Source organism: Streptomyces sp. NPDC004647 (assembly GCF_040609575.1).
Lineage (GTDB): Bacteria > Actinomycetota > Actinomycetes > Streptomycetales > Streptomycetaceae > Streptomyces.
Genome location: NZ_JBEXKU010000106.1, coordinates 1 through 21610 on the forward strand (window position 1 = coordinate 1; position 21610 = coordinate 21610).

A 21610-nucleotide genomic window follows, 5' to 3' on the forward strand; every position below is an offset into this window, starting at 1 on the left:
CCCCGCCCCACGCCACCCCCTCCCCCCCCCTCCCCGCTCCTCACCATGTCCCCCCCCACACCCCCCGGGGGGGGGGGGGCCCGTACGGGCCCCGCCCCCTCGGTGCATACGGAACCGCCGCACGGCACCACCGCCTCGAACTGCCATCCTGAACTGCCGCCCCCAACTGCCTTCCCGAACTCACGTACGAAACTGCCGTATGGGCCGGCTACTTCACCGCGCCCGCCATCACGCCCGAGACGAACTGCCGCTGGAAGGCGAAGAACACGGCGAGCGGTATCACCATCGAGACGAAGGCACCGGGCGCCAGCACATCGATGTTGCTGCCGAACTGCCGCACTTGCTGCTGCAGGGCGACCGTGACCGGCGGGGAGCCGCTGTCCGCGAAGATCAGCGCCACCAGCATGTCGTTCCAGACCCACAGGAACTGGAAAATGCCCAGCGAAGCGATCGCGGGACCGCCGAGCGGCATCACGACCCGGGTGAACAGCCGGACCTCGCCCGCCCCGTCCAGCCGCGCCGCTTCCAGGAGCTCGCGCGGGATCTCGGCGAAGAAGTTGCGCAGCAGGAAGATGGCGAACGGGAGCCCGAAGGCGGTGTGGAAGATGACCACGCCGACCGTCGTCTCGAAGATCCCCACGGTGTTGAAGAGCTTGGAGACGGGGATCAGCGCCACCTGCACGGGCACCACCAGCAGCCCGACCACGACCAGGAACAACCAGTCGCGGCCGGGGAAGTCCAGCCAGGCGAAGGCGTATCCGGCCAGCGAGCCGATGACGACGACCAGCAGGGTGGACGGGACCGTGATCACCACGGTGGACAGCAGCGACTCGGTGATCACCGCATTGCCCAGCAGATCGGCGTAATTGTCGGTGGTGAGCTGAGCGGGGGCGGTGAAGACCTCCCACCAGCCGGAGGTGGCGATGTCGGTCGAGTCGCGCAGCGAGGAGATGAGCAGGCCCAGCGTCGGCATCAGCCAGAACAGGGCGACCAGGATCAGGAAGAACTGCACCAGTCCGCCGCCGGCCCGGGCCGCGAGCCGCGAGGCCGGTGAGCGCTCGGCCCTCTCCGCCACCCCGGCCCCGGGCTTGCGTACGGGCACCGCGTCCGTCGACGTCGAAGCAGTCATCGGCGGCGCTCCCTTCGTATCCGCCGCATGTTGAAGATCATGACGGGCACCACGAACAGCAGCAGGAGTACGGCGATGGCGCTGCCGACGCCCTGGTCCGCGGCCCCTCCGAAGGAGGACAGGAACAGCTGCAGGGCCAGCACGTTCGCATCGGACTGGGTCGGTCCCGGTGCGAGGATGAAGACCAGGTCGAAGATCTTCAGCACATTGATCATCAGGGTGACGAGCACGACCGCCAGTACCGGCGCGAGCAGCGGCACCGTGATCTTCCGGAAGACCTGCCACTCGTTGGCGCCGTCGACCCGCGCCGCCTCCAGCAGCTCGCGCGGTACGCCCGCCAGGCCTGCCGCGATCAGCACCATCGCGAAGCCCGCCCACATCCAGACGTAACTGCCGATGATGGCGGGGGTGACCAGGGACGGGCCGAGCCAGTCCACGCCGTTGTACTGCTCCTCGAAGTTCGAGGCGGGCAGCCGTAGTTCGGCTCCCTCGGCCTTGTCGGCGGGCAGCGCGTACGTACCGTCCTCGCCGGCCTCGGTAGTGGCGACCACCTTGCCGTCCTTGACGGCCTCGACCTCGATCCCGGCGAGAGCCTTCTCGCCGGAGTCGATCACCCCGGGTTCACCGCCGCCGCCCTTGGTGAAGTCCAGCCACACCGTGCCTGTGATCTTTCCGTCGGCGGGTTCGGCGGCCTTCGCTCCTGCCGCGTCCTCGGGCATGGTCCCGGCTTTGACCCCGACAAGCGGCAGCATCGTCCGCTCCCCGGGCCGTACGGCCGACTTGGTGGTGAACGCGCCGCCGCCGGACGCGGCGAGACCGGATGTGGGAAGCGGATGCGCGCCCGGATAGGCGGACGCCTTGGCGAAGGTGTCGTGCACTCCCACCCACACCGCGTTGGCCACCCCGCGGTCCGGGTCCTGCTCGTACACCAGCCGGAAGATGATCCCGGCCGCGAGCATCGAGATCGCCATCGGCATGAAGACGATCAGTTTGAAGGCGGTGCCCCAGCGGACCCGTTCGGTGAGCACCGCATAGATCAGACCGAGCGCGGTCGAGACGGCGGGGGCGACGACCACCCAGATGAGGTTGTTCCTGACGGCGGTGAGGATGCCGGCGTCGGAGAAGATCTCGACGAAGTTGTCCAGCCCGACGAAGCCGGAGCCGGAGGCGTCGAAGAGACTGCGGTACGCGGAGTACGCGATCGGGTAGACCAGCAGCGCGCCGAGCAGTACCAGCGCGGGCAGCAGGAATAACCCCGCCATCCGGGGCCGGGTGCCCAGCACACTCTTTCCGTTGCCGCCGCGGGGACGGGCGGGGGGCGGCGTGCCGGGTGCGGCCGGGCCCCCCGCGGTCGCTGTCGCCATGTCGATGACGACCCGTCAGTTCTCGTATGCCTTGGCCGCGTCGGCCTCCAGAGCCCGCTGGGCGCCCGACACGTCCTTCGGGTCCTTCAGGAAGTCCTGGAGCCCCTTCCACTCGCCCTCGCCCTTCGTACCGCCGAAGGCCGCGGGCGCCTGGTCCGACATGTCGAAGCGGAAGTCGTCGCCCGCCTCGATGAGCGCCTTGGCGATGTCGCGCTGGACATCGTTCGGGTACGCCTTGAGGTCGAGTTCCTTGTTCGGCGAGATGAAGCCGCCCGCCTTCGCCCAGAGCTCGGCGGCGTCGGTGGAGGCGAGGAAGGTGAGCAGCGCCTGTGCGCCCTTGCCGCCCTTGAGCGCCACGGCCGCGTCGCCGCCGCTGACCACCGGCGACTGATCGCCCACCGCCGGGAACGGGAAGACCTTGGCGTCCGTACCGATCTTCGCCTTGGTGTCGGTGGCGATGTTGACGGAGACGAAGTCGCCCTCGAAGACCATGGCGGCCTCCGGGGTGTCACCGCCCGCGAAGGTCTGGGTGACGGACTTGGGGAACTCGGTCTGCAGCGCGCCGCTCTGGCCGCCCGCGATCAGTGTCTTGTCGCCGAAGAGCTCACCCAGCGTCTCCAGCGCCCGCTTCACGGACGGGTCGGTCCACTTGATCTCGTGCTTGGCCAGCTGGTCGTACTTCTCGGGTCCCGCCTGGGAGAGATAGACGTTCTCGAACCAGTCGGTGAGGGTCCAGCCGTCCGCGCCGCCGATGGAGACCGGCGGGACACCGGAGGCCGAGATCGTCTGGCTGGTGTCCAGGAACTCCTGCCAGGTCTTGGGCTCGGAGGCGCCCGCGTTCTCGTACGCCGCGCTGTTGTACCAGACCAGGGACTTGTTGGCGGCCTTGAAGTAGACGCCGTACTGCTTGCCCTTGTGTGCGCCGAGGTCCTGCCAGCCCTGGGAGAAGTTCTTGGTGAGCTGAGCCGTGACCTCGCTGCCCGCGGGCTTGAGCCAGCCCTTGTCGGCGAACTGCTTGACCACGCCGACCTGCGGCAGCATCGCGACGTCCGGTGGCTCGCCGCCCTCGATCTTCGTGCCGAGGAAGGTGGAGATGCTGTCACCGGTCGGTACGAAGGAGACCTGGGCACCGGTGCGCTTCTCGAACTCGTCGAGCACCGCGGTGAAGTTCTTCTGCTCGGCGCCGGTCCAGACGGCTGCGACCTGGAGCTTCTGCCCGTCCAGTGTGGGCAGCTCGACGGTGGGGGCGCTGTCCTGGCTTCCGCCGCCGTCCGCGGAGCTGTCCTTGCCGTCGTCGTCGCCGCAGCCCGCGGCGGTGAGCGCGAGTGCGCTCGCGGCGATGACCGCCAGTGCGGCCCGAGTCCTCCGGGTGGTCCGTGGTGTGGCGAGAGTTGTGCGCATACCTGCCCCGTCTCCCGTGGGCGGACCCCGCAGCCGGCCGCGCCGCACGTGCTCCGTATGTCCCGTGCGACAGTCCTACGCCCGGAACATGAGCAGCCGCAATACCGCCATCGACGCGAACTCGACGATCGTGACCGGGCTGTGATCCGGCGTCGGGCGCAGCCGTTCCTCCGGCCGGTCCGGGCGGTGGCTGCGGTGCCTGCCCGCACCGGATCCCCGGCGGGCGGGCCGTCCCGGTTCGCGCATCGCAGTTGTCGGAGTCGGAGCATTCGTGAGGATCGCCGGATCCGGCCCGGGAGGGCGAAGCCCTCGGACCCAGCGGGCGGTGCAGCGCTCCGGAGGCTCGGGACCGGCCCGCTCCCGCCACCGAGCGCGCAGGGTGCGGCTCCGGTGGCAGGCAGGCCGGCGGCGTACGCGTCAGAGCAGGGGCGGAGCCGCGGGCGCCTGGGCGGACTGGGCGGCGCGTTGCAGTGCGCTGGCCAGGAGAGCCAGGTCCGTAGGGCCGTTGCCGAGTTCCCGTACGGGGCGGCGGGCCGGCGGGTCGCCCATCCGCTCCCAGTCCAGCGGTACCACTGTCGGCCGCAGAGTCGCCGTCCGCGGGATACGGCCCGTCACCCGGCCCGCCTGGAACGGCGTCGTCGAGCCGTCCCTGCGGAGCAACCGTCCGCGCCCCGCAGAGGCCTCGCCCGCATCCGGACCGTCCGCCCGCGCGGGCAGTATGTCCAGGGCGATCCGCAGGTCCGCCCGCTCGGCCGCCGCCGTCTCCGCCGTACGGTCGGGGCGGCCGGTCGCCGCTATCAGATGGACACCGAGCCGCTCGCCGTCCCGGGCCACCGCCTCCAGCGCGCGCACCACGGAACCGGCCGCGGGCCGCCCCGGGCTGCCCAGGGCCGGAGCCACCAGCGCGTCGAAGTCGTCGACGAGCACCACCAGACGCGGCAGTTGCGCCGAGCCTCCCGTACCGGCCGGCGGCGGTCCGTCGCCCGTCGAGCGGCCGCCGCTCCGGGCGCGCAGCTTCAGCGTCACGCTGGACGTGGACTCCACGTCCCCCTGGCGGTCGGTGGCCGGAGACTCGCCCGAGCGCCGCGGCGAGACCAGCCGGGCAGCCACGGTCCGCTGTTCGTGCCAGGCGACGAAGTCGAGCCCGCCGAGCAGCTCCGCCCGGCGCTTCAGCTCCGTGCTCAGCGCCTGGGCGAACTCCCGCATACGGACCGGGTCGGAGGCCGCCAGATACGTCGAGACATGCGGCAGCTCCGTACACACCCGCAGCCCCTCGCCGCGCTCCGCGCCGCCCCCGTCGACCAGGGCGAGCGACACCCGGTCGGGGCGGTCCGCGGCGGCCAGGGAAGCGGCGAGCGAGCGCAGCAGCTCCGTCTTGCCCGTGCCGGGCCCGCCCTCGATGAGCAGATGCGGGCCTTCGGCAGCCGGGTCGACCGCCAGGGGGCCGTGCGGGCCCGTACCGAGGACCGCGCTGATCCGGCCGCCCTCGGCCTGGCCCGCGTCCGCCGCCGCGGCCCAACGGGCCGTCAGCGAGGCCGGGGTGGCCCGTGCGAGCCCCAACTCGTCCAGCAGCCGGGACGTACGCGGCAGCGGGATGGCCGCCCGCCGGGAGAAGCCGGCGCTCACGTCCGCCGGGCGCAGAGGTGCCAGCGCGCGTGCGAAGCGCTCGGCCCAGGCGGCGGACACCGCGTCCACGGTCGCCATCACGCCGTTGTTCACCGGCCCGGCCGGGCCCAGCGGCATCACGCGGAGCGCCGTGGCGACATCGCCGCTGAGCAGAGCGGCGGCCCCGCACTCCGAGAAGGGCGGCGACGCGGTGCGCGCGACCTCCAGGGTCGCGGAGAGCGGCGAGGCGGGGGAGGCCGCCGGCGTCTCGGCCAGACAGAGGAGGTGGATACCGGCGGCCGGCCCGCCCGCCGCGAGCCGCGCGGTCGTCCCGCGCAGCGCGGCCGAGCCGGGGTCTCCGTCGACGATCACCACGGTGTACGGGCCCTCGTACCGCTGCGCCGCGGCGGCGACCGCCGCGCGGTCCGCGGTGACCCAGCCGGTCCCCAACGGCCCGTCGTCCAGCCGCCGCACGAGTTCCGCGGTACGGGCCGTGGCCTGGTCCCGGTCGTACGCCAGCAGCAGTCGGCAGTCCTGGCCGTGGGCGGGCCGCAGCTGCGGCAGCCAGCCCAGCCAGGACCACTCGGCCAGCCGCTCCGAGGCGTCGCGCGCGCGGTCCGCGCTGATCAGGACGATCTCGAGGTCGGTGGGGGAGTGCAGCGCGGCCAGTTGGGCCACGACCGAACGCGTGAGTCCGGAGAGCCGCGCCCGCGGTCCGGCCAGCCCGAGCGAGCCGACCTGGCGCAGGCCGGCGGTGACGGGGACGGAAGGAGAACCGGGCCGGTCCGCGGTGCCCAGCCGGACGACCAGTGCCTCCGCGTGCCCGGGACGGCGCTCCCAGAGCCGGGGGCCGGGGCCGAGCGCGGTCAGCAGTACGTCGGCGGGGTCGGGCCACCGCTCCTGCCCGGCCGTCTCGTGGGCAGGGGGCTCGGGCTGCGCGCCGGGTGAGGTCTGCGGGGCGGCCTCATAGACGACTCGCGCCTCCTCCCGGCCCCCGGCCAGCCGCCGGGCCCAGGCCCCTATCCCGCGGGCCCGCCGCGGGCTACGGGGGCCGGGCTCCACGGGGGCAGGGTGCGGGGCGGCTTGCCACGGGACCATCAGATCCGGATGTCCCAAGTGCGTGTCCTCCGCGTGGCCGTGGCCGTGGGCGTGGCTGTGGCCGTCGCCGGGCCCCTGCGCGCGTGCCGGTCCGTGATCCGCCGCGGATCCGCTGTCCTGCGGAGGGGACTGGTCGTCGCCGATGGCCCATCGCGGTCGCGGAGGTTCCGTATGAGGGGCGGGCGGCCGCTGCGGATCGCGGGCCCCCGGGTCGCTTCCGGCCGTCACGCCCGGCGGGTTGCTGCCGCTCGCCCACTGCGAGGGAACCGGTCCCGGGCGGTCGTCCCGGGTGGTCCGCGCGGTGGGGCTCGGGTCGGGTTCCGTACGGGGGGCGGGCGGCAGCAACCCACCGGCGCCCGTCCCGCTGCCGGCCGTGACCGGACTGCCGGGCCCGAAGGGCGAATCCGTGCTGGGCGGGACGGGAAGCGGCGGCGCGGGGGGCACTGCCGTACCGGGGGTGCTGGGCGGTCCGGCGGGGCGCGGCGGAGTGCCCGGGGCGCCGGTGTGTGCATCCGCGTCCGCCGGGCCCGCGGCCCGTGGGTCACGGGGGTCCGCAGTGCCGCCGGCCCGGGACCCGCCGGGCTCACCGGGTGCCGGTCCGGCGGTGGTGCCGCCGGGCCAGGAGGCGTGGGCTGTGGCAGCTGCTGTGCCCTCGGCGCCCTCGGCGCCCGCGCGCGTGCTGCCCTCGGCCGCCCGTGCGGCGGGTACGTGTGGCGTATCGCCGGGCCCGGCGAGGCCCCGGTCGGTGAGCGGTCCTGTGACATGGCCGGTCGCCGAGGCGGGGACCCCGGCCGCGCCGCCGGCCGGAGGCACCGGCGAGACCGGGGAGGACGGGGAGGCCGGGGAGCCGGGGGAAGCCGGGGAAGAGTCCGGAGAGCCCGGAGAGAACAGAGCGACCCGGAAGTGGCCTTCGCCGTCGGGGACGACCGGCAGCGCGTCCCGCAGCGGCGCCCCGCGCCCCCCCGCGGCCGGGCCGGGCGGGGAGCCCGGATCCACCAGCCGCAGCGCCGACTCGCCCAGACGGATCAACGCACCCGGACGGAGTGCCGCGGGACGGCTGTCCAGAGGGGCGCCGTCCAGGGCGGTGCCGTTCGTGGAGCCCAGATCGGCGACCGTGACCCCACCGTCCTCGGCGACCGTCACCGCGCAGTGCAGCCGCGAGACGTCCGGGTCGTCGAGCGGCACGTCCGCGTCGGCGGAGCGGCCTATACGGATCTGGCCGCCGTGCAGCAGATGGACGCCGCCCGCGTCCGGTCCGGCGACCACATGCAGCTGCGCCGAGGCGTCAGACGGCGCCTCCAGGGGCACACCGGGGTGCCGGCCGGGCTCGGCCGGCGCGTGCAGGGACAGCACCGCGCCGTCCGTCAGCGGCGGCTCGCCCAGGGCACAGCGCTGCGCGTCCAGCCGCTCGGTGCCCGCGTACAGCACAACCGTGCCGGAGGATCCGGGTGCGGCGGGCTCGGCCGCGGAGGAACCCGGGATCCCGGTGGACCCCGACGACGCGGCGACGGCGGCCGCGAGCCCGCTCGCGACCGCGGCGAGCGCGGTCCCGGCCGGCGCCGTGACGAGTACGTCACAGGCTCGCGCGGCACGGCCGCCGCGCGGCCCGAGGACGGTCAGCCGGATCTGCATCGCCGTCAACGGTCCCTTCTGCCCGATGAGCGCGACCGGGGTGCCCTGCATTCCCCGCCCGCGCACGGGCACCTCGGCACGTACAGGTCACCACGTCGCGCGGAGCCCCCGCACCCCACCGCTTCCGTGCGGGGTCATCTTCGCACCTGCCACTGACAGTTCGCCGGAGACCGCCGATTTTCGATCTTGATTGGCCGGGCAGCGGCGCAAAAGTGCCTGCTGAGGACGGACTCCGCGGACCGATTCGTTCATTCGGGGGTTCCGGCCGCACTCGGACTGCCCCGCCGCCGCAACCATCTGTCCGGAATGGACGTCTTCCTGGCAAGCCCTGCGGCCGCGACCGGTCGGCAGCCCGTAAGGCCCTTCCTATCGGCACTACAGTGGGTCGGACGGGCCGGTGACCTTCCCGGCGGCCCCAGGAACATGGACCACGATCAGGGAGCGCATGACGTGCGGCCGGTAGGCAGTAAGTACCTGCTCGAGGAGCCGCTCGGACGCGGAGCCACGGGCACCGTCTGGCGAGCCAGCCAGCGTGAGGCGGCAGGCGCCGAGGCAGCTGTGCCGGGCCGGCCGGGCGAGACCGTTGCGATCAAGGTCCTCAAGGAGGAGCTGGCCAGCGACCCGGACATCGTGATGCGCTTTCTGCGCGAGCGGTCCGTGCTGCTGCGGCTCACCCACCACAACATCGTGCGGACCCGCGACCTCGTCGTCGAGGGAGATCTGCTCGCCCTCGTCATGGACCTGGTCGACGGCCCCGATCTGCACCGCTATCTGCGCGAGAACGGCCCGTTCACGCCCGTCGCGGCCGCGCTGCTCACCGCGCAGATCGCCGACGCCCTCGCCGCCAGTCACGCGGACGGCGTCGTCCACCGTGACCTCAAGCCGGCGAACGTGCTGCTCGCCGGCGCTGAAGGCAGCATGCAGCCGATGCTGACCGACTTCGGCATCGCCCGGCTGGCGGACTCCCCGGGCCTGACCCGTACGCAGGAGTTCGTCGGCACGCCCGCGTACGTCGCGCCCGAGTCCGCCGAGGGCCGTCCGCAGACCTCCGCCGTCGACATCTACGGCGCGGGCATCCTGCTGTACGAGCTGGTCACCGGCCGGCCGCCGTTCGCCGGTGCCACCGCGCTCGAGGTGCTGCACCGGCACCTCAGCGAGGAGCCGCGGCGCCCCACCACCGTCCCCGAACCGCTGTGGACGGCGATAGAGCGCTGCCTGCGCAAGAACCCGGACGAGCGCCCGAGCGCCGAGAACCTCGCCCGTGCCCTGCGCGTCGTCGCGGACGGCGTAGGGGTGCACTCCACCCCGGCACAGGCCGAGGCGGCGCTCGGCGTCGCCGCGCTGCTCGCACCCGACCCTGCGCCCGCACCGGTGCCGGACGCCGGGTCCGGAGCCGCAGGCGACGCGGACCCGACGCAGGCGCTGCCGTACGGCGCGGGCTCGTACGACCCGAACGCCGCGACCAGCGTGATGCCGTCGACCGGCGCGAACGCCGACCCCACCCAGGCCATGGCGCACGGAAGCGGCCCGGGCGGCCCGAACGCCGACCCCACGCGCGCGATGCCGCCCGTACCCGACGGCGAGCACCCCTGGCAGAACCAGATGCGCGCGGCCCGCGACCGCAACGAAGCGACCCAGGTCCAGTACCTCGACCCGAACGAGGACCCGCTGCGCCGTCGCCCGCAGCGCCGCCCCGCGCCCCAGCAGCAGCCGTACGGGCAGCAGGGAGCCCCGCCGCCGGGCCCGTATGCCCCGCCGCCTCCGCAGCCCCAGCAGCAGCCGCGCCGCCGGCAGCCCGAGCCGCAGCCCCAGCGTTACGCCCCGCCGCCGCAGCCCCCGGCGCCCCGCCGGGAGCCGCGCCGTCGCAGCGGCAGCCCGATGCGGATCCCGGGACTGGGCTGCCTCAAGGGCTGCCTCTTCACCATCGTGATCTTCATCGTGGCCGCCTGGCTCATCTGGGAGCTCACACCGCTCCAGGACTGGGTCGCGGAAGGCAAGAGCTTCTGGGACGCGACGGCCGGCTGGATCAGCAATGTGAAGGACTGGATCTCCGAGGTCAGTGCATCGTCCGAATCCGGCAGCGGCTCGCAGTAGAACTCGCAGGAGAAGACGCGAGAAGAAGTCGCAAGCAGTAGAGGACACGAGCAGCAGAAAGCCGCAACACGCAGCCCAGTCTGGAGATTTGTCGACTCCTGGCGGGTGATTTCCTGCTCAGAAGTGGCGGTTGGCGTCATCCGGGGCACCCAACTCCCGGTACCCGCGTAGCTTTGTCGCCAACGCCAGCCCCGTCAGTCCCTGGGGCACGACACGTCGGAGCAGTCTTGGCACGGAAGATCGGCAGCCGGTACACCGCCCATCAAGTCCTGGGCCGGGGATCCGCCGGTACGGTGTGGCTCGGCGATGGGCCCGAAGGCCCCGTCGCCATCAAGCTCCTGCGCGAGGACCTCGCCTCCGACCAGGAGCTGGTCGGACGCTTCGTCCAGGAGCGCACAGCGCTCCTCAGCCTCGCCCACCCACGCGTCGTCGGCGTCCGCGACCTCGTCGTGGACGGCAACGACCTCGCGCTCGTCATGGACCTGGTCCGCGGCACGGATCTGCGTACCCGGCTCGAACGCGAGCGCCGCCTCGCCCCCGAAGCCGCCGTCGCGATCGCCGCGGACGTGGCCGACGGCCTCACCGCCGCGCACTCCGCGGGGATCGTGCACCGCGATGTGAAGCCGGAGAACGTCCTGCTGGACATGCAGGGGCCGCTCGGACCCGGCGGGGCGCACCCCGCCCTGCTGACCGACTTCGGCATCGCCCGGCTCGTCGACGCCCCCAGCCGCACCCGTGCGACGAAGATCATCGGTACGCCCGACTACCTCGCCCCGGAGATCGTCGAGGGCCTGCCGCCGCGCGCCTCCGTCGACATCTACGCCCTCGCCACCGTTCTGTACGAACTGCTCGCGGGCTTCACGCCGTTCGGCGGCGGCCACCCGGGGGCGATCCTCCGCCGCCATGTGACCGAGACGGTCGCCCCGCTGCCCGGCATCTCCGACGAGCTGTGGCAACTGCTCCTGCAATGCCTGGCCAAGTCCCCGGCCTCGCGGCTGCGCGCCGCGGAGATGGCGGGGCGGCTGCGGGAGTTGCTGCCCGACCTGGCCGGGATACCGCCGCTGGACGTGGACGAGCCCGGCACCGAGTCCGAGGAGCCGGACCCGGCGTACGACGAGCCGTCCTACCGGCCACCGGCCGCCCCCGGCTCACCGCGCCGCGGAGCGGTGCCACTCGTCCACGGCTCGGCACCGGACTCCAACCGCGAGACGCACACGAGCATGCGCGTGCCCAGCGCGGACGAGCTCGCGGGCGGCGCGCGGGGGACGGCCCGGGTGCCCAGGTCTCCGGGGGAGCGCCGCCCGGGTTCGGCCCGCCACCGGTCGACGTCGGAGGCCGTACGCCGCCGCCGGATCAAACTGGGCGCCGCGGCGGTGGCCGTCGTCGTGGCCGCGAGCGTCGGCGGCTGGCTCGCCGTGAGCGGTGACGAAGCCGACGCCAAACCGGGCGTGGAACGCACCGACAGCGCCCCACCCGCCCCCTGACCCACTCCTGTCCCGGACCGTGGCTCACTCCCGTCCCGGTGCCTGACTCACTGCTGTCCCGGACCGTGACTCACTCCCGTCCCGGTGCCCGGCCCACCCCGGTCCCCGGTTCCTGACCCGCTCCCGTCCGTACTGGCCCGGAGCCCACCCGACCCGTCCGACCCGTCCGACCGAGCCGTGCACCCCGGGACGGCGGCCCGCGACCTCCCGGCAGAGCGGCGTACATCCCCGGACCCGTTGTCGCGGCCGGTCATCGCTTGCGCCGGATACAGCGCGGCCGGACTACGCAGGACCGGGCATTGTGGTACAAGTCACCACGGCGAGGGTCCGCGCCCACAGCCGTTACGCTGGACCCGTGGCAGTCGTCGACGTATCCGAAGAGCTGAAGTCCCTCTCCTCGACCATGGGGTCGATCGAGGCCGTGCTGGACCTCGACAAGCTGAGGGCAGACATCGCCTCGCTCGAGGAGCAGGCGGCGGCCCCCTCCCTGTGGGACGACCCGGAGGCGGCGCAGAAGATCACCAGCAAGCTCTCCCACCTCCAGGCCGAGGTCCGCAAGGCGGAAGCACTGCGCGCCCGGATCGACGACCTGGACGTGCTGTTCGAGCTCGCCGAGAGCGAGGACGACGCGGACACCCTGGCCGAGGCCGAGGCGGAGCTGGTCTCCGTCCGCAAGGCGCTCGACGAGATGGAGGTGCGCACCCTGCTCTCGGGTGAGTACGACTCCCGTGAGGCCCTGGTGAACATCCGCGCCGAGGCGGGCGGCGTCGACGCCGCCGACTTCGCCGAGCAACTCCAGCGCATGTACCTGCGCTGGGCCGAGCGGCACGGCTACAAGACCGAGGTCTACGAGACCTCCTACGCGGAGGAGGCCGGCATCAAGTCGACCACCTTCGCCGTCCAGGTCCCGTACGCGTACGGCACCCTCTCCGTCGAGCAGGGCACCCACCGTCTCGTCCGTATCTCGCCGTTCGACAACCAGGGCCGCCGCCAGACCTCCTTCGCGGGCGTCGAGGTGCTCCCGGTCGTCGAGCAGACCGACCACATCGAGATCGACGAGTCCGAGTTGCGCATCGACGTCTACCGCTCCTCCGGCCCCGGCGGCCAGGGTGTCAACACCACCGACTCCGCGGTCCGGCTGACCCATATCCCCACCGGCATCGTCGTCTCCTGCCAGAACGAGCGCTCACAGATCCAGAACAAGGCGACCGCGATGAACGTCCTCCAGGCCAAGCTGCTCTCGCGGCGCCGCGAGGAGGAGCAGGCGAAGATGGACGCGCTCAAGGGTGACGGCGGCAACTCCTGGGGCAACCAGATGCGTTCGTACGTCCTGCACCCGTACCAGATGGTCAAGGATCTGCGTACCGAGTTCGAGGTCGGGAACCCGCAGGGCGTCCTCGACGGCGACATCGACGGCTTCCTGGAGTCGGGCATCCGCTGGCGCAAGCAGCAGCAGAAGTAGCGCACCGGAGCCCTTCACGGCCCTGTGACGGGCGGTTGAGCGGCGCCGCCGAGCGGGGCGCGGGGCACGATCGACACCGGGCGAAAACATACGAGGCAACTGCCGCTCCCCGCGTGGCGGTTGCCTTCTTCGTCACAGTCGCGTTCCTTTACCCAGGGCAAGTTACTGCACAGCGGACATAGCGTTCGCAATGGCCTTGACGCTGCTGTGAAAACTGGGAATGGTGAAGCGCGGCATGCCCATGACTGGGGCGCGTGTGGACGGTGGGGCGGGCGGTACGTGAAGTCCGCTGATCGATTTCCCTCATGCGACCGCTGCCCCGTACATGGCTGCTCCACTCACGAGAACAGCTACTGGGGGTAGCAGGCTAATGAAGAAGAAAATGCGGCTGCGGGTCGCGCGGATAGCCGCCGGCGCAGTGATCGCTGCCGGTGCGTCGCTGACCGCCGCCGGCGCCGCTTCGGCCGTCGGCGTCGACGTCGAGGTCGGCGGTATCGGTGTCAAGGCGAACGCCGACCAGAACGGTGTCGGTGCCGAGGTCGGCATCGGCGACGAGGACCCCACCGAGGAGCCGACGGACCTCCCCACCGAGATCCCCACGGACCTCCCCACGGAGGTCCCGACGGACGTTCCGACGGACCTCCCCACGGAGCCCACAGAGGACCCGACGGACCCCACGGACGAGCCCACCGAGCCCGGTGAGCCGACCGATGAGCCGTCGGACCCGGGCAACGGCAACGGCAATGGCGGCGGCAACGGCAACGGGGGTGGCAACGGCAACGGCGGCGGTGGTGACACCGGCAACAACCCGGGCCCGAACGCCGGTACCGGCACCGAGACCGGCACGGACACCGACAGCGTCGGCTCCAAGCCCGTCCAGCAGGGCGAGGCCAAGGAGGAACTGGCCGAGACCGGTGCTTCCGAGACCACGTTCCTGCTGATCGGCGCCGCGACCATGATCGCGGGCGGTATCGGCTTCCGCATGCTGCCGCGTCTCATGACCCGTGGCGGCGGTGGCGCCGCGGCGGCTTGATCGCTGCATAGCTCGTCATAGGGCCCCGGAACGCTGCCGCGTTCCGGGGCCCTATACGTATGTATACGGTCCGGCCTCAGCGGCCGGAGCGCCCGGACATGGCTCCTCGTACCGGGAGTGAGCGGGCGGAAGGGGTAGCGGGGCTGAGCGGGGGACGAAGGCTAGGCGGCCTGATTGGCCAGCACAGGGGCCAGGACGGCCACCGCGATCAGCGTCAGCACCAGCGCGAGCAGGGCCGCCGGGGACAGCCCCGCGAAGGGGCCCTCCTGCTCCATCCGCTCCCTGCTGGCCCGGCAGACCGGGCAGCGTCCCTCATTCACCGGGCCCGCGCAGTTGGCGCACACCAGACGGTCGCATGTCATGCGATCTCCTCCTCACTGTGGCCAACGCACCGGGAAGCCCTTCGGTTCCCCACTACCACTGTGCCAGGTCCCGCACGATTCGGCGCGCCCCGCGGGATTCCATAGCTCCTACGGGGCGGGGTCCGGAAGGCAATGCGCGGTTTGTACCTGATAGTGCCGTGAATAAACGCTCATCCCCCACCGGCAACTGCGCGGCCGTCCCGGTTCGCGTATGGTCACGCTCACCGACGGGAGCCGCCGCACGGCATCCCGTGCCCCTACACAGGTCGACCGTGGTGCATCCGTGATCCGATTCGACAACGTCTCCAAGACCTATCCCAAGCAGACCCGCCCTGCCCTCCGGGATGTCTCGCTCGAGATCGAGAAGGGCGAGTTCGTCTTCCTCGTCGGCTCCTCGGGCTCCGGCAAGTCCACCTTCCTGCGGCTGCTGCTGCGCGAGGAGCGGGCCAGCCATGGCGCGGTGCATGTGCTGGGCAAGGACCTCGCCCGGCTCTCCAACTGGAAGGTGCCGCAGATGCGCCGCCAGTTGGGCTGCGTTTTCCAGGACTTCCGGCTGCTCCCCAACAAAACGGTGGGCGAGAACGTCGCCTTCGCGCTCGAAGTCATCGGCAAGCCGCGCGGCCAGATCCGCAAGACCGTCCCCGAGGTCCTCGATCTCGTCGGACTGGGCGGCAAGGACGACCGCATGCCGGGCGAGCTGTCCGGCGGTGAGCAGCAGCGTGTGGCCATCGCGCGGGCGTTCGTCAACCGCCCCATGGTGCTGATCGCGGACGAGCCGACCGGCAACCTCGACCCGCAGACCTCGGTGGGCATCATGAAGCTGCTGGACCGGATCAACCGGACCGGCACCACCGTCGTCATGGCCACGCACGATCAGCAGATCGTCGACCAGATGCGCAAGCGCGTCATAGAACTCGAGAAGGGCCGACTGGTACGCGACCAGTCGCGCGGTGTCTACGGCTACCAGCACTGATCCCCACCCTCCGTAGTCGCGCCGGCACTTTTTGAAAGGACATCATGCGCGCCCAGTTCGTCCTGTCGGAGATCAGCGTCGGTCTCCGTCGCAATCTCACGATGACCATCGCGGTCATCGTCTCCGTCGCCCTCTCGCTCGCCCTCTTCGGCGGATCCCTGCTGATGCGGGACCAGGTGAGCACGATGAAGGGCTTCTGGTACGACAAGGTCAACGTCTCGGTCTTCCTCTGCAACAAGAACGACGCGGAGAGTGATCCCAACTGCGCCAAGGGCGCCGTCACCGAGGATCAGAAGCAGGAGATCCGCAGCGATCTCGGCAAGATGCCGATCGTCGAGAAGGTGCAGTTCGAGACCGCCGACGCGGCGTACAAGCACTACAAGGAGCAGTTCGGCGACTCGCCGCTCGCCGACTCGCTGACGCCGGACCAGATGCAGGAGTCCTACCGGATCAAGCTGAAGGATCCGGAGAAGTACCAGGTGATCTCCAGCGCCTTCTCCAGCCGGCCGGGTGTCCAGGAGGTCCAGGACCAGAAGGGCTTGCTGGAGAATCTCTTCAACCTGCTCAACGGCATGAACTACGCGGCGCTGGGCGTGATGGCGCTGATGCTGGTCGTTGCGCTGATGCTGATCGTCAATACGGTCCGGGTCTCGGCGTTCAGCCGACGACGCGAGACCGGCATCATGCGGCTGGTCGGTGCATCCAGTTTCTATATCCAGATGCCGTTCATCATGGAGGCGGCGTTCGCCGGGCTGCTGGGTGCGATCGGCGCCTGCGGCATGCTGCTGATCGGCCGTTACTTCTTGATCGACCATGGGCTGGCGCTGTCCGAGAAGCTGAATCTGATCAACTTCATCGGCTGGGACGCGGTGCTGGCGAAGCTGCCGTTGGTGCTCGCCATCGGGCTGCTGATGCCGGCGCTGGCTGCTTTCTTCGCGTTGCGCAAGTACCTGAAGGTGTGACGCATACCCAAGGCGCCGTACGGTCAACCCGCCGTGCGGCGCCTTTGTGTGTCCTAGACTCACCCGCATGTCGGGCTCGTCGATGTTCGCTCCGCTTCGCTCCGTCTCGGCTCTGACCGGGCGCGCGCAAGCCGGGCCCCTGCCTCGCAGCGTCCGCCGCGGGGCTGCCCTGACATTGGTCTTCGCGACCGTCCTCGCGACCGGCGCCGCCACCGGGCTCCTGGTTGAGCCCGGGCGCAACGCGGCCCGCCTGCCCGCCCGTTCGGTGTCCGGCACTGCCGACCGCGCCGCGGTCGCCAGGGCCGCCGCCCGGGCGATGGCCGAGGGCAAGTCGGGCTCCGAGGCGGCGGAAGAGGTGGTGAGCCGCAGCGGCGACCGCTGGAGCGCCGTCTACAGCGCCCATGAGTACAAGGGTGTCCAGCAGGCCCTGGACGGCGAGTACGTCGGCGTCGGGCTGTGGGTGCGCAGCGGCCCCGCCGGCCGGATCGAGGCGGCCCGGGTGCAGCACGGCAGCCCCGCCGACCTGGCGGGCATCGCGAGCGGCGACCGGCTCCGTACGATCGACGGCGAGCCGATAACCGGGCAGCCCGTCACCGAGGTCGTCTCCCGGCTGCGCGGCCACGAGAGCGACACGTCCGCCGCGGCCGCGGGCACGCCCGTCGTCCTCGGTCTCGAGCGCGGCGGGCGCACCTGGCAGGAGACCCTGCACCGCACCCGGCTGGCCACCGAGGCCGTCACCGCCGACCGGTCCGCCGCTTCCGGCACGACCCGGATCAAGGTCGAGTCCTTCACCAGGGGCGCGGGTGACCAGGTGCGCCGCGCGGTGCGCGAGGCACCGGCGAACGACGGCATCCTGCTGGACCTGCGCGGGAACTCCGGCGGCCTGGTCTCCGAGGCCGTGACCGTCGCCTCCGCCTTTCTCCACGGCGGTCTGGTGGCCACGTACGGCGTACAGGGCGAGCAGCGGGCCCTGTACGCGCAGCGGGGCGGCGACACCGGCAGTCCGCTCGTCGTGCTGGTCGACGGCGGCACGATGAGCGCCGCCGAGCTGCTGACCGGAGCGCTGCAGGACCGCGGCCGGGCGGTGGTCGTCGGCTCGCGCACTTTCGGCAAGGGCGCGGTGCAGATGCCCAGCGAGCTGCCGGACGGCTCGGTCGCCGAGCTCACTGTGGGCCACTACCGGACCCCGGCCGGGCGCAGCGTGGACGGCCGGGGCATCACCCCCGATCTCACTGTGCGCAGCGGGGCGGTCGAGCGGGCCCGCACAGTATTGAGTGGCCTCGGGGGCGGGGCGTAGTGCGAGAATGGCCTCGCTATGGCTAAAGAGACGGGTCGCAAACTGATCGCGCAGAACAAGAAGGCGCGGCACGACTACAACATCCTCGACACCTACGAGTGCGGGCTGGTGCTGACGGGCACCGAGGTGAAGTCGCTGCGGCAGGGGCGGGCCTCCCTGGTCGACGGCTTCGCGCAGCTGGACGGCGGCGAGGCGTGGCTGCACAACGTCCACATCCCCGAGTACACCCAGGGGACGTGGACGAACCACAGCGCGCGCAGGCGGCGGAAGCTGCTGATGCACCGGGCGGAGATCGACAAGCTCAGTCACAAGACGCAGGAGACGGGCCACACGCTCGTACCGCTGGCGCTGTACTTCAAGGACGGCCGGGCCAAGGTCGAGATCGCGCTGGCCAAGGGCAAGAAGGAGTACGACAAGCGGCAGACGCTGCGGGAGCAGCAGGACCGCCGCGAGACCGACCGGGCGATCTCGGCCGCTCGGCGACGCCAGCGGGCGTAGCCGGGGGCCCGCCGGGGGCAGGCGCGCTGGGAGAGGCGGCCGGCTGGGAGAGGCGGCACCGGAGCGTGGCGGCGGGAATACGCTGGCACCCCGGTGCGTTGATCACGTACGATGGCTTCTGCACCCTCAGGGGTGTGAGCCACACCTTGATAAATCAACATGGGGATGATCGGTTTCGACAGCGGATGTCGAAGCAGGGGAAGCGAGTCGAGGAAGCGGCAATGATCTCGTAAACCATATGTCGCAAAAAACAAGTGCCGATAACAAGAGCACTCAGTTCGCCCTCGCTGCCTAAGTAGCGACTAGCGAACTTGTCAGCCCGGGGCTGTTCCCGACCCGGATCCTGGCATCAGCTAGGGAACTAAACCACTGGGCCCGGCCACGGGGCCTGGTGGGAAATCAAACAGTGGCTGAGCCCGTCGGCAGCTTGTCTGCGTGACTGCCGGGGCCGAGAAAAGCACAGCAGACTGCACTCGGAGAAGCCCTGTTTCTGCTTCGTTGGACGCGGGTTCGATTCCCGCCATCTCCACCACCCCATGTGAAACGAAGGCCCCGCCACCGCAGCGGGGCCTTCGTCGTTGTGGGGCACGACCCCATGCCGAGGCGCGCTCCCTGCTTCTACGGTCCTCGGCATGACTCCCATGTGTTCTGCCCGGTGCGCGGGCGCGTTTCCTCCGCCTCCGCCTCCGCCTTCGTATTCGCATCCGCCTCCGCCTCCGCATCGGAGGTGGCGGGGCGGCGCCGGTGCGCTGCCTCTGCGCGGCGGAGGCGGGGGAGACCGGACAGGGTGATGAGCGCGGCCGATACGGCGGCTGCGACCGGTGCCCAGTAACCGGTTCCGGCGCCGAGGTGTTCCACCGCCCAGCCGCCCGCGGCCGAGCCGCAGGCGATGCCGCCGAGCAGGCCGGTCACGGCGAGCGTCATGCTCTCGTTCCGCTTGGCGGCGGGGGTGAGGGTCTGGATCAGCGTCATGCCGGTGACCATCGTCGGCGCCGTCGCCATACCGGCAGCGAGCAGCGCGCCCGCCAGGACGGTCAGACTGCCGGTGGCGGAGGCCGCCAGGGGCAGCCACATCAGCGCGGCCATCGCACCGGCACAGACCAGGAAGCGACCGGTGACCGGCCCCTTCGGGTGCAGGAGTCCGTACAGCAGTCCTGCCGCACAGGAACCGGCCGCCTGGAGCGCCAGCATCGCGCCCGCCGCCGAGCCGTGGCCCCGAGCGTCGGCGAAGCCGATCGTCACGACCTCCATGGAGCCGAAGACCGTGCCCGTCGCCACGAAACAGGGCTGGTCGGTCCTCGCGTCCGTCCAGTTCATCGACGTGCCGGGGATGGCGCTGCGCCCACTGGTCGACCCCGTACCGCTGTCACCCGTCTCCATGGTCTGGCGCAAGGGCCTGCGCCACCCGGGCCTGGACGCGCTGCGCGCCGCTGTACGGACTCTGGCGGAGGAACGGGAGTGGCTGGAGCGACCGGTGGGGTCCTGGATACCGGACCCCGACGCCGGCCCGATGAGGGGCGCACCGACGGCGGTGGCCGCCGGCACCCCATACTGACGGCGTGCGGGCCGGGCGTTCCAGGGTGCTCACCAGCCTCCGCCCCCGGTGGTGAGTGCAAGGTTGCGCGCATGTCACCTGGCGGCACGTCGGGGTAACGCCTGCCTCCTACGGTCTGGAACCACACCGACATATACGGAGGCGTGATGACACTCCCGACCACAGCCGGGCGCACGGGGGGCCGCTGGATCGAGCAGTGGGACCCGGAGGACGACAGCTTCTGGAAGGAGAAGGGCGAGCGGATCGCGAAGCGCAATCTGGTCTACTCGATCCTCTCCGAGCACATCGGCTTCTCCATCTGGAGCCTGTGGTCGGTCATGGTGCTGTTCATGGGCCCGGAGTACGGGGTCGACCCGGCCGGGAAGTTCTTTCTGGTCGCGATGCCGACGCTGGTCGGCGGGCTGCTGAGGGTCCCGTACACCTTCGCCGTCGCCCGGTTCGGCGGCCGTAACTGGACCATTGTCAGCGCTTTGCTCCTGCTGGTGCCCAGCGTCACCGCTGCCCTCGTGATGGAGCCCGGCACCTCGTATACGACTTTCCTGGTGGTCGCGGCGCTCACCGGCGTCGGCGGCGGTAACTTCGCCTCCTCGATGACCAACATCAACTCCTTCTATCCGCTGCGGAAGAAGGGCTGGGCACTCGGGCTCAACGCGGGCGGCGGGAACATCGGTGTGCCCGTCATCCAGCTCGTCGGCCTGCTGGTCATCGGCACGGCCGGCGCCACCCACCCGCAGCTCGTCCTCGCCGTCTACATCCCCTTCATCGTGGTCGCGGCCACGCTGGCGGCGCTGAAGATGGACAATCTCGCGCCCGTGAAGAACGACACCGGGGCCGCGAAGGAGGCGGTGCGCGACGCGCACACCTGGATCATGTCCTTCCTCTACATCGGCACCTTCGGATCGTTCATCGGCTACAGCTTCGCCTTCGGCCTCGTGCTGCAGACCCAGTTCGCGCGGACGCCTCTGCAGGCCGCGTCGCTCACCTTCATCGGCCCGCTGCTCGGCTCGCTGATCCGGCCCGTCGGCGGGCGGCTCGCGGACCGGATCGGCGGAGCCCGGGTGACCCTGTGGAACTTCGCCGCGATGGGCGCCGCGACCGTCGTCGTCATCTACGCGTCCATGGAGAAGTCCCTCGCGATCTTCCTGGTCGGCTTCATCTCCCTCTTCGTCCTGACCGGGCTCGGCAACGGCTCCACGTACAAGATGATCCCGGGGATCTTCCAGGCGAAGGCGGTCGCCGGAGGCCTGTCGGGGGAGGCAGCGGCGGCGTACGGGCGGCGGCTCTCCGGGGCCGCGATGGGCCTGATCGGCGCGGTCGGCGCACTCGGCGGGCTCGGTATCAACCTCGCCTTCCGGCAGTCCTTCCTGACGGCGGGGTCCGGCACCGCGGCTTTCGTGTCCTTCCTGGCCTTCTACGCACTGTGCTTCGCCGTGACCTGGGCGGTGTATCTGCGGAAGACTCCGACGGCGGCGCCGGCGCAGCCGGACGCGTCGTCCGAGTCGGTGCAGCGACTGAGCTACGCCGAGGTCTGAGACCGGGCCACGGCGAGGTCCGGGCCACGGCGAGGTCCGGCGGGTTCCGCGATCCGTGGTGCTGAGCGCGGCGGCGCGGAGACGGGTCCCGCACACCCGGCCATGCTCGGATCGGAAGAGCGTCGGCTC

At 71.5% G+C, this 21610-nt stretch carries 16 protein-coding genes, 1 other RNA gene and 1 pseudogene; 11 read left to right on the forward strand and 7 right to left on the reverse strand.

The window, feature by feature from the left end; all coding sequences use genetic code 11:
- Positions 1-208: 208 nt before the first annotated feature.
- From ABZW18_RS30585 to ABZW18_RS30605, 5 genes are all read right to left on the reverse strand, one after another.
- Positions 209-1129 carry a carbohydrate ABC transporter permease gene (locus ABZW18_RS30585; RefSeq protein ID WP_356193754.1) on the reverse strand — a complete coding sequence of 307 codons (921 nt, stop codon included), beginning with the start codon at positions 1127-1129 and terminating at the stop codon, positions 209-211.
- A complete protein-coding gene (locus ABZW18_RS30590) occupies positions 1126-2493 on the reverse strand; it encodes a sugar ABC transporter permease (RefSeq protein ID WP_356193756.1) in 1368 nt (455 codons plus the stop codon). Before ABZW18_RS30590 ends, ABZW18_RS30585 begins: the two co-directional genes overlap by 4 nt.
- A gap of 15 nt (positions 2494-2508) precedes the next feature.
- Positions 2509-3894, reverse strand: coding sequence for an ABC transporter substrate-binding protein (locus ABZW18_RS30595; protein WP_356193758.1), 1386 nt, complete (start codon positions 3892-3894; stop codon positions 2509-2511).
- A gap of 75 nt (positions 3895-3969) precedes the next feature.
- A complete protein-coding gene (locus tag ABZW18_RS30600) occupies positions 3970-4140 on the reverse strand; it encodes a hypothetical protein (protein ID WP_356193760.1) in 171 nt (56 codons plus the stop codon).
- A 171-nt stretch (positions 4141-4311) separates the two neighbouring features.
- The gene (locus ABZW18_RS30605; RefSeq protein WP_356193790.1) at positions 4312-8229 is read right to left on the reverse strand and encodes an FtsK/SpoIIIE domain-containing protein; all 3918 of its coding nucleotides are present in this window, start codon (positions 8227-8229) and stop codon (positions 4312-4314) included.
- A 450-nt stretch (positions 8230-8679) separates the two neighbouring features.
- Between ABZW18_RS30605 and ABZW18_RS30610 the strand changes: the two genes are divergently transcribed.
- The 4 genes from ABZW18_RS30610 to ABZW18_RS30625 all read left to right on the forward strand — a co-directional run bounded on the left by ABZW18_RS30610 (position 8680) and on the right by ABZW18_RS30625 (position 14302).
- On the forward strand, positions 8680-10323 hold the full coding sequence (locus ABZW18_RS30610) for a serine/threonine-protein kinase (RefSeq protein WP_356193762.1): 1644 nt from the start codon (positions 8680-8682) through the stop codon (positions 10321-10323).
- 227 nt (positions 10324-10550) lie between these two features.
- Complete coding sequence (locus ABZW18_RS30615; RefSeq protein ID WP_356193764.1) at positions 10551-11807, forward strand: serine/threonine-protein kinase; 1257 nt, start codon at positions 10551-10553, stop codon at positions 11805-11807.
- 355 nt (positions 11808-12162) lie between these two features.
- Positions 12163-13269 carry a peptide chain release factor 2 gene (gene prfB, locus ABZW18_RS30620; protein ID WP_356193767.1) on the forward strand — a complete coding sequence of 369 codons (1107 nt, stop codon included), beginning with the start codon at positions 12163-12165 and terminating at the stop codon, positions 13267-13269.
- Between the two features lie 370 nt (positions 13270-13639).
- Entirely contained in the window at positions 13640-14302 is a 663-nt protein-coding gene (locus tag ABZW18_RS30625; RefSeq protein WP_356193769.1) for an LPXTG cell wall anchor domain-containing protein, read from the forward strand.
- A gap of 161 nt (positions 14303-14463) precedes the next feature.
- Here ABZW18_RS30625 and ABZW18_RS30630 read toward each other — a convergent pair whose 3' ends face one another.
- The gene (locus tag ABZW18_RS30630; RefSeq protein WP_356193772.1) at positions 14464-14664 is read right to left on the reverse strand and encodes a hypothetical protein; all 201 of its coding nucleotides are present in this window, start codon (positions 14662-14664) and stop codon (positions 14464-14466) included.
- 283 nt (positions 14665-14947) lie between these two features.
- On the opposite strand from ABZW18_RS30630, the gene ftsE reads away from it, so the two are divergent.
- From ftsE to ssrA, 5 genes are all read left to right on the forward strand, one after another.
- On the forward strand, positions 14948-15637 hold the full coding sequence (gene ftsE, locus ABZW18_RS30635) for a cell division ATP-binding protein FtsE (RefSeq protein WP_356193775.1): 690 nt from the start codon (positions 14948-14950) through the stop codon (positions 15635-15637).
- A gap of 44 nt (positions 15638-15681) precedes the next feature.
- Positions 15682-16599, forward strand: coding sequence for a permease-like cell division protein FtsX (gene ftsX, locus ABZW18_RS30640; RefSeq protein ID WP_356193778.1), 918 nt, complete (start codon positions 15682-15684; stop codon positions 16597-16599).
- A gap of 82 nt (positions 16600-16681) precedes the next feature.
- Positions 16682-17896 carry a S41 family peptidase gene (locus ABZW18_RS30645; protein ID WP_356193793.1) on the forward strand — a complete coding sequence of 405 codons (1215 nt, stop codon included), beginning with the start codon at positions 16682-16684 and terminating at the stop codon, positions 17894-17896.
- 18 nt (positions 17897-17914) lie between these two features.
- The gene (smpB, locus tag ABZW18_RS30650; RefSeq protein ID WP_356193781.1) at positions 17915-18394 is read left to right on the forward strand and encodes an SsrA-binding protein SmpB; all 480 of its coding nucleotides are present in this window, start codon (positions 17915-17917) and stop codon (positions 18392-18394) included.
- A 161-nt stretch (positions 18395-18555) separates the two neighbouring features.
- Positions 18556-18926, forward strand: a transfer-messenger RNA (tmRNA) gene (gene ssrA / locus ABZW18_RS30655).
- Between the two features lie 86 nt (positions 18927-19012).
- Here the strand turns inward: ssrA and ABZW18_RS30660 are convergent.
- Positions 19013-19672 (reverse strand): annotated as a pseudogene (locus ABZW18_RS30660) (MFS transporter); the annotation flags it as partial.
- Here ABZW18_RS30660 and ABZW18_RS30665 point away from each other — a divergent pair.
- Together ABZW18_RS30665 and ABZW18_RS30670 are read left to right on the forward strand one after the other, a co-directional pair.
- Positions 19659-19949: a hypothetical protein gene (locus tag ABZW18_RS30665; protein WP_356193784.1), complete on the forward strand. Its 291-nt coding sequence runs from the start codon at positions 19659-19661 to the stop codon at positions 19947-19949. The pseudogene ABZW18_RS30660 and the gene ABZW18_RS30665 overlap by 14 nt on opposite strands.
- Before the next feature lie 146 nt (positions 19950-20095).
- On the forward strand, positions 20096-21481 hold the full coding sequence (locus ABZW18_RS30670) for a nitrate/nitrite transporter (protein ID WP_356193787.1): 1386 nt from the start codon (positions 20096-20098) through the stop codon (positions 21479-21481).
- Positions 21482-21610: the final 129 nt, after the last annotated feature.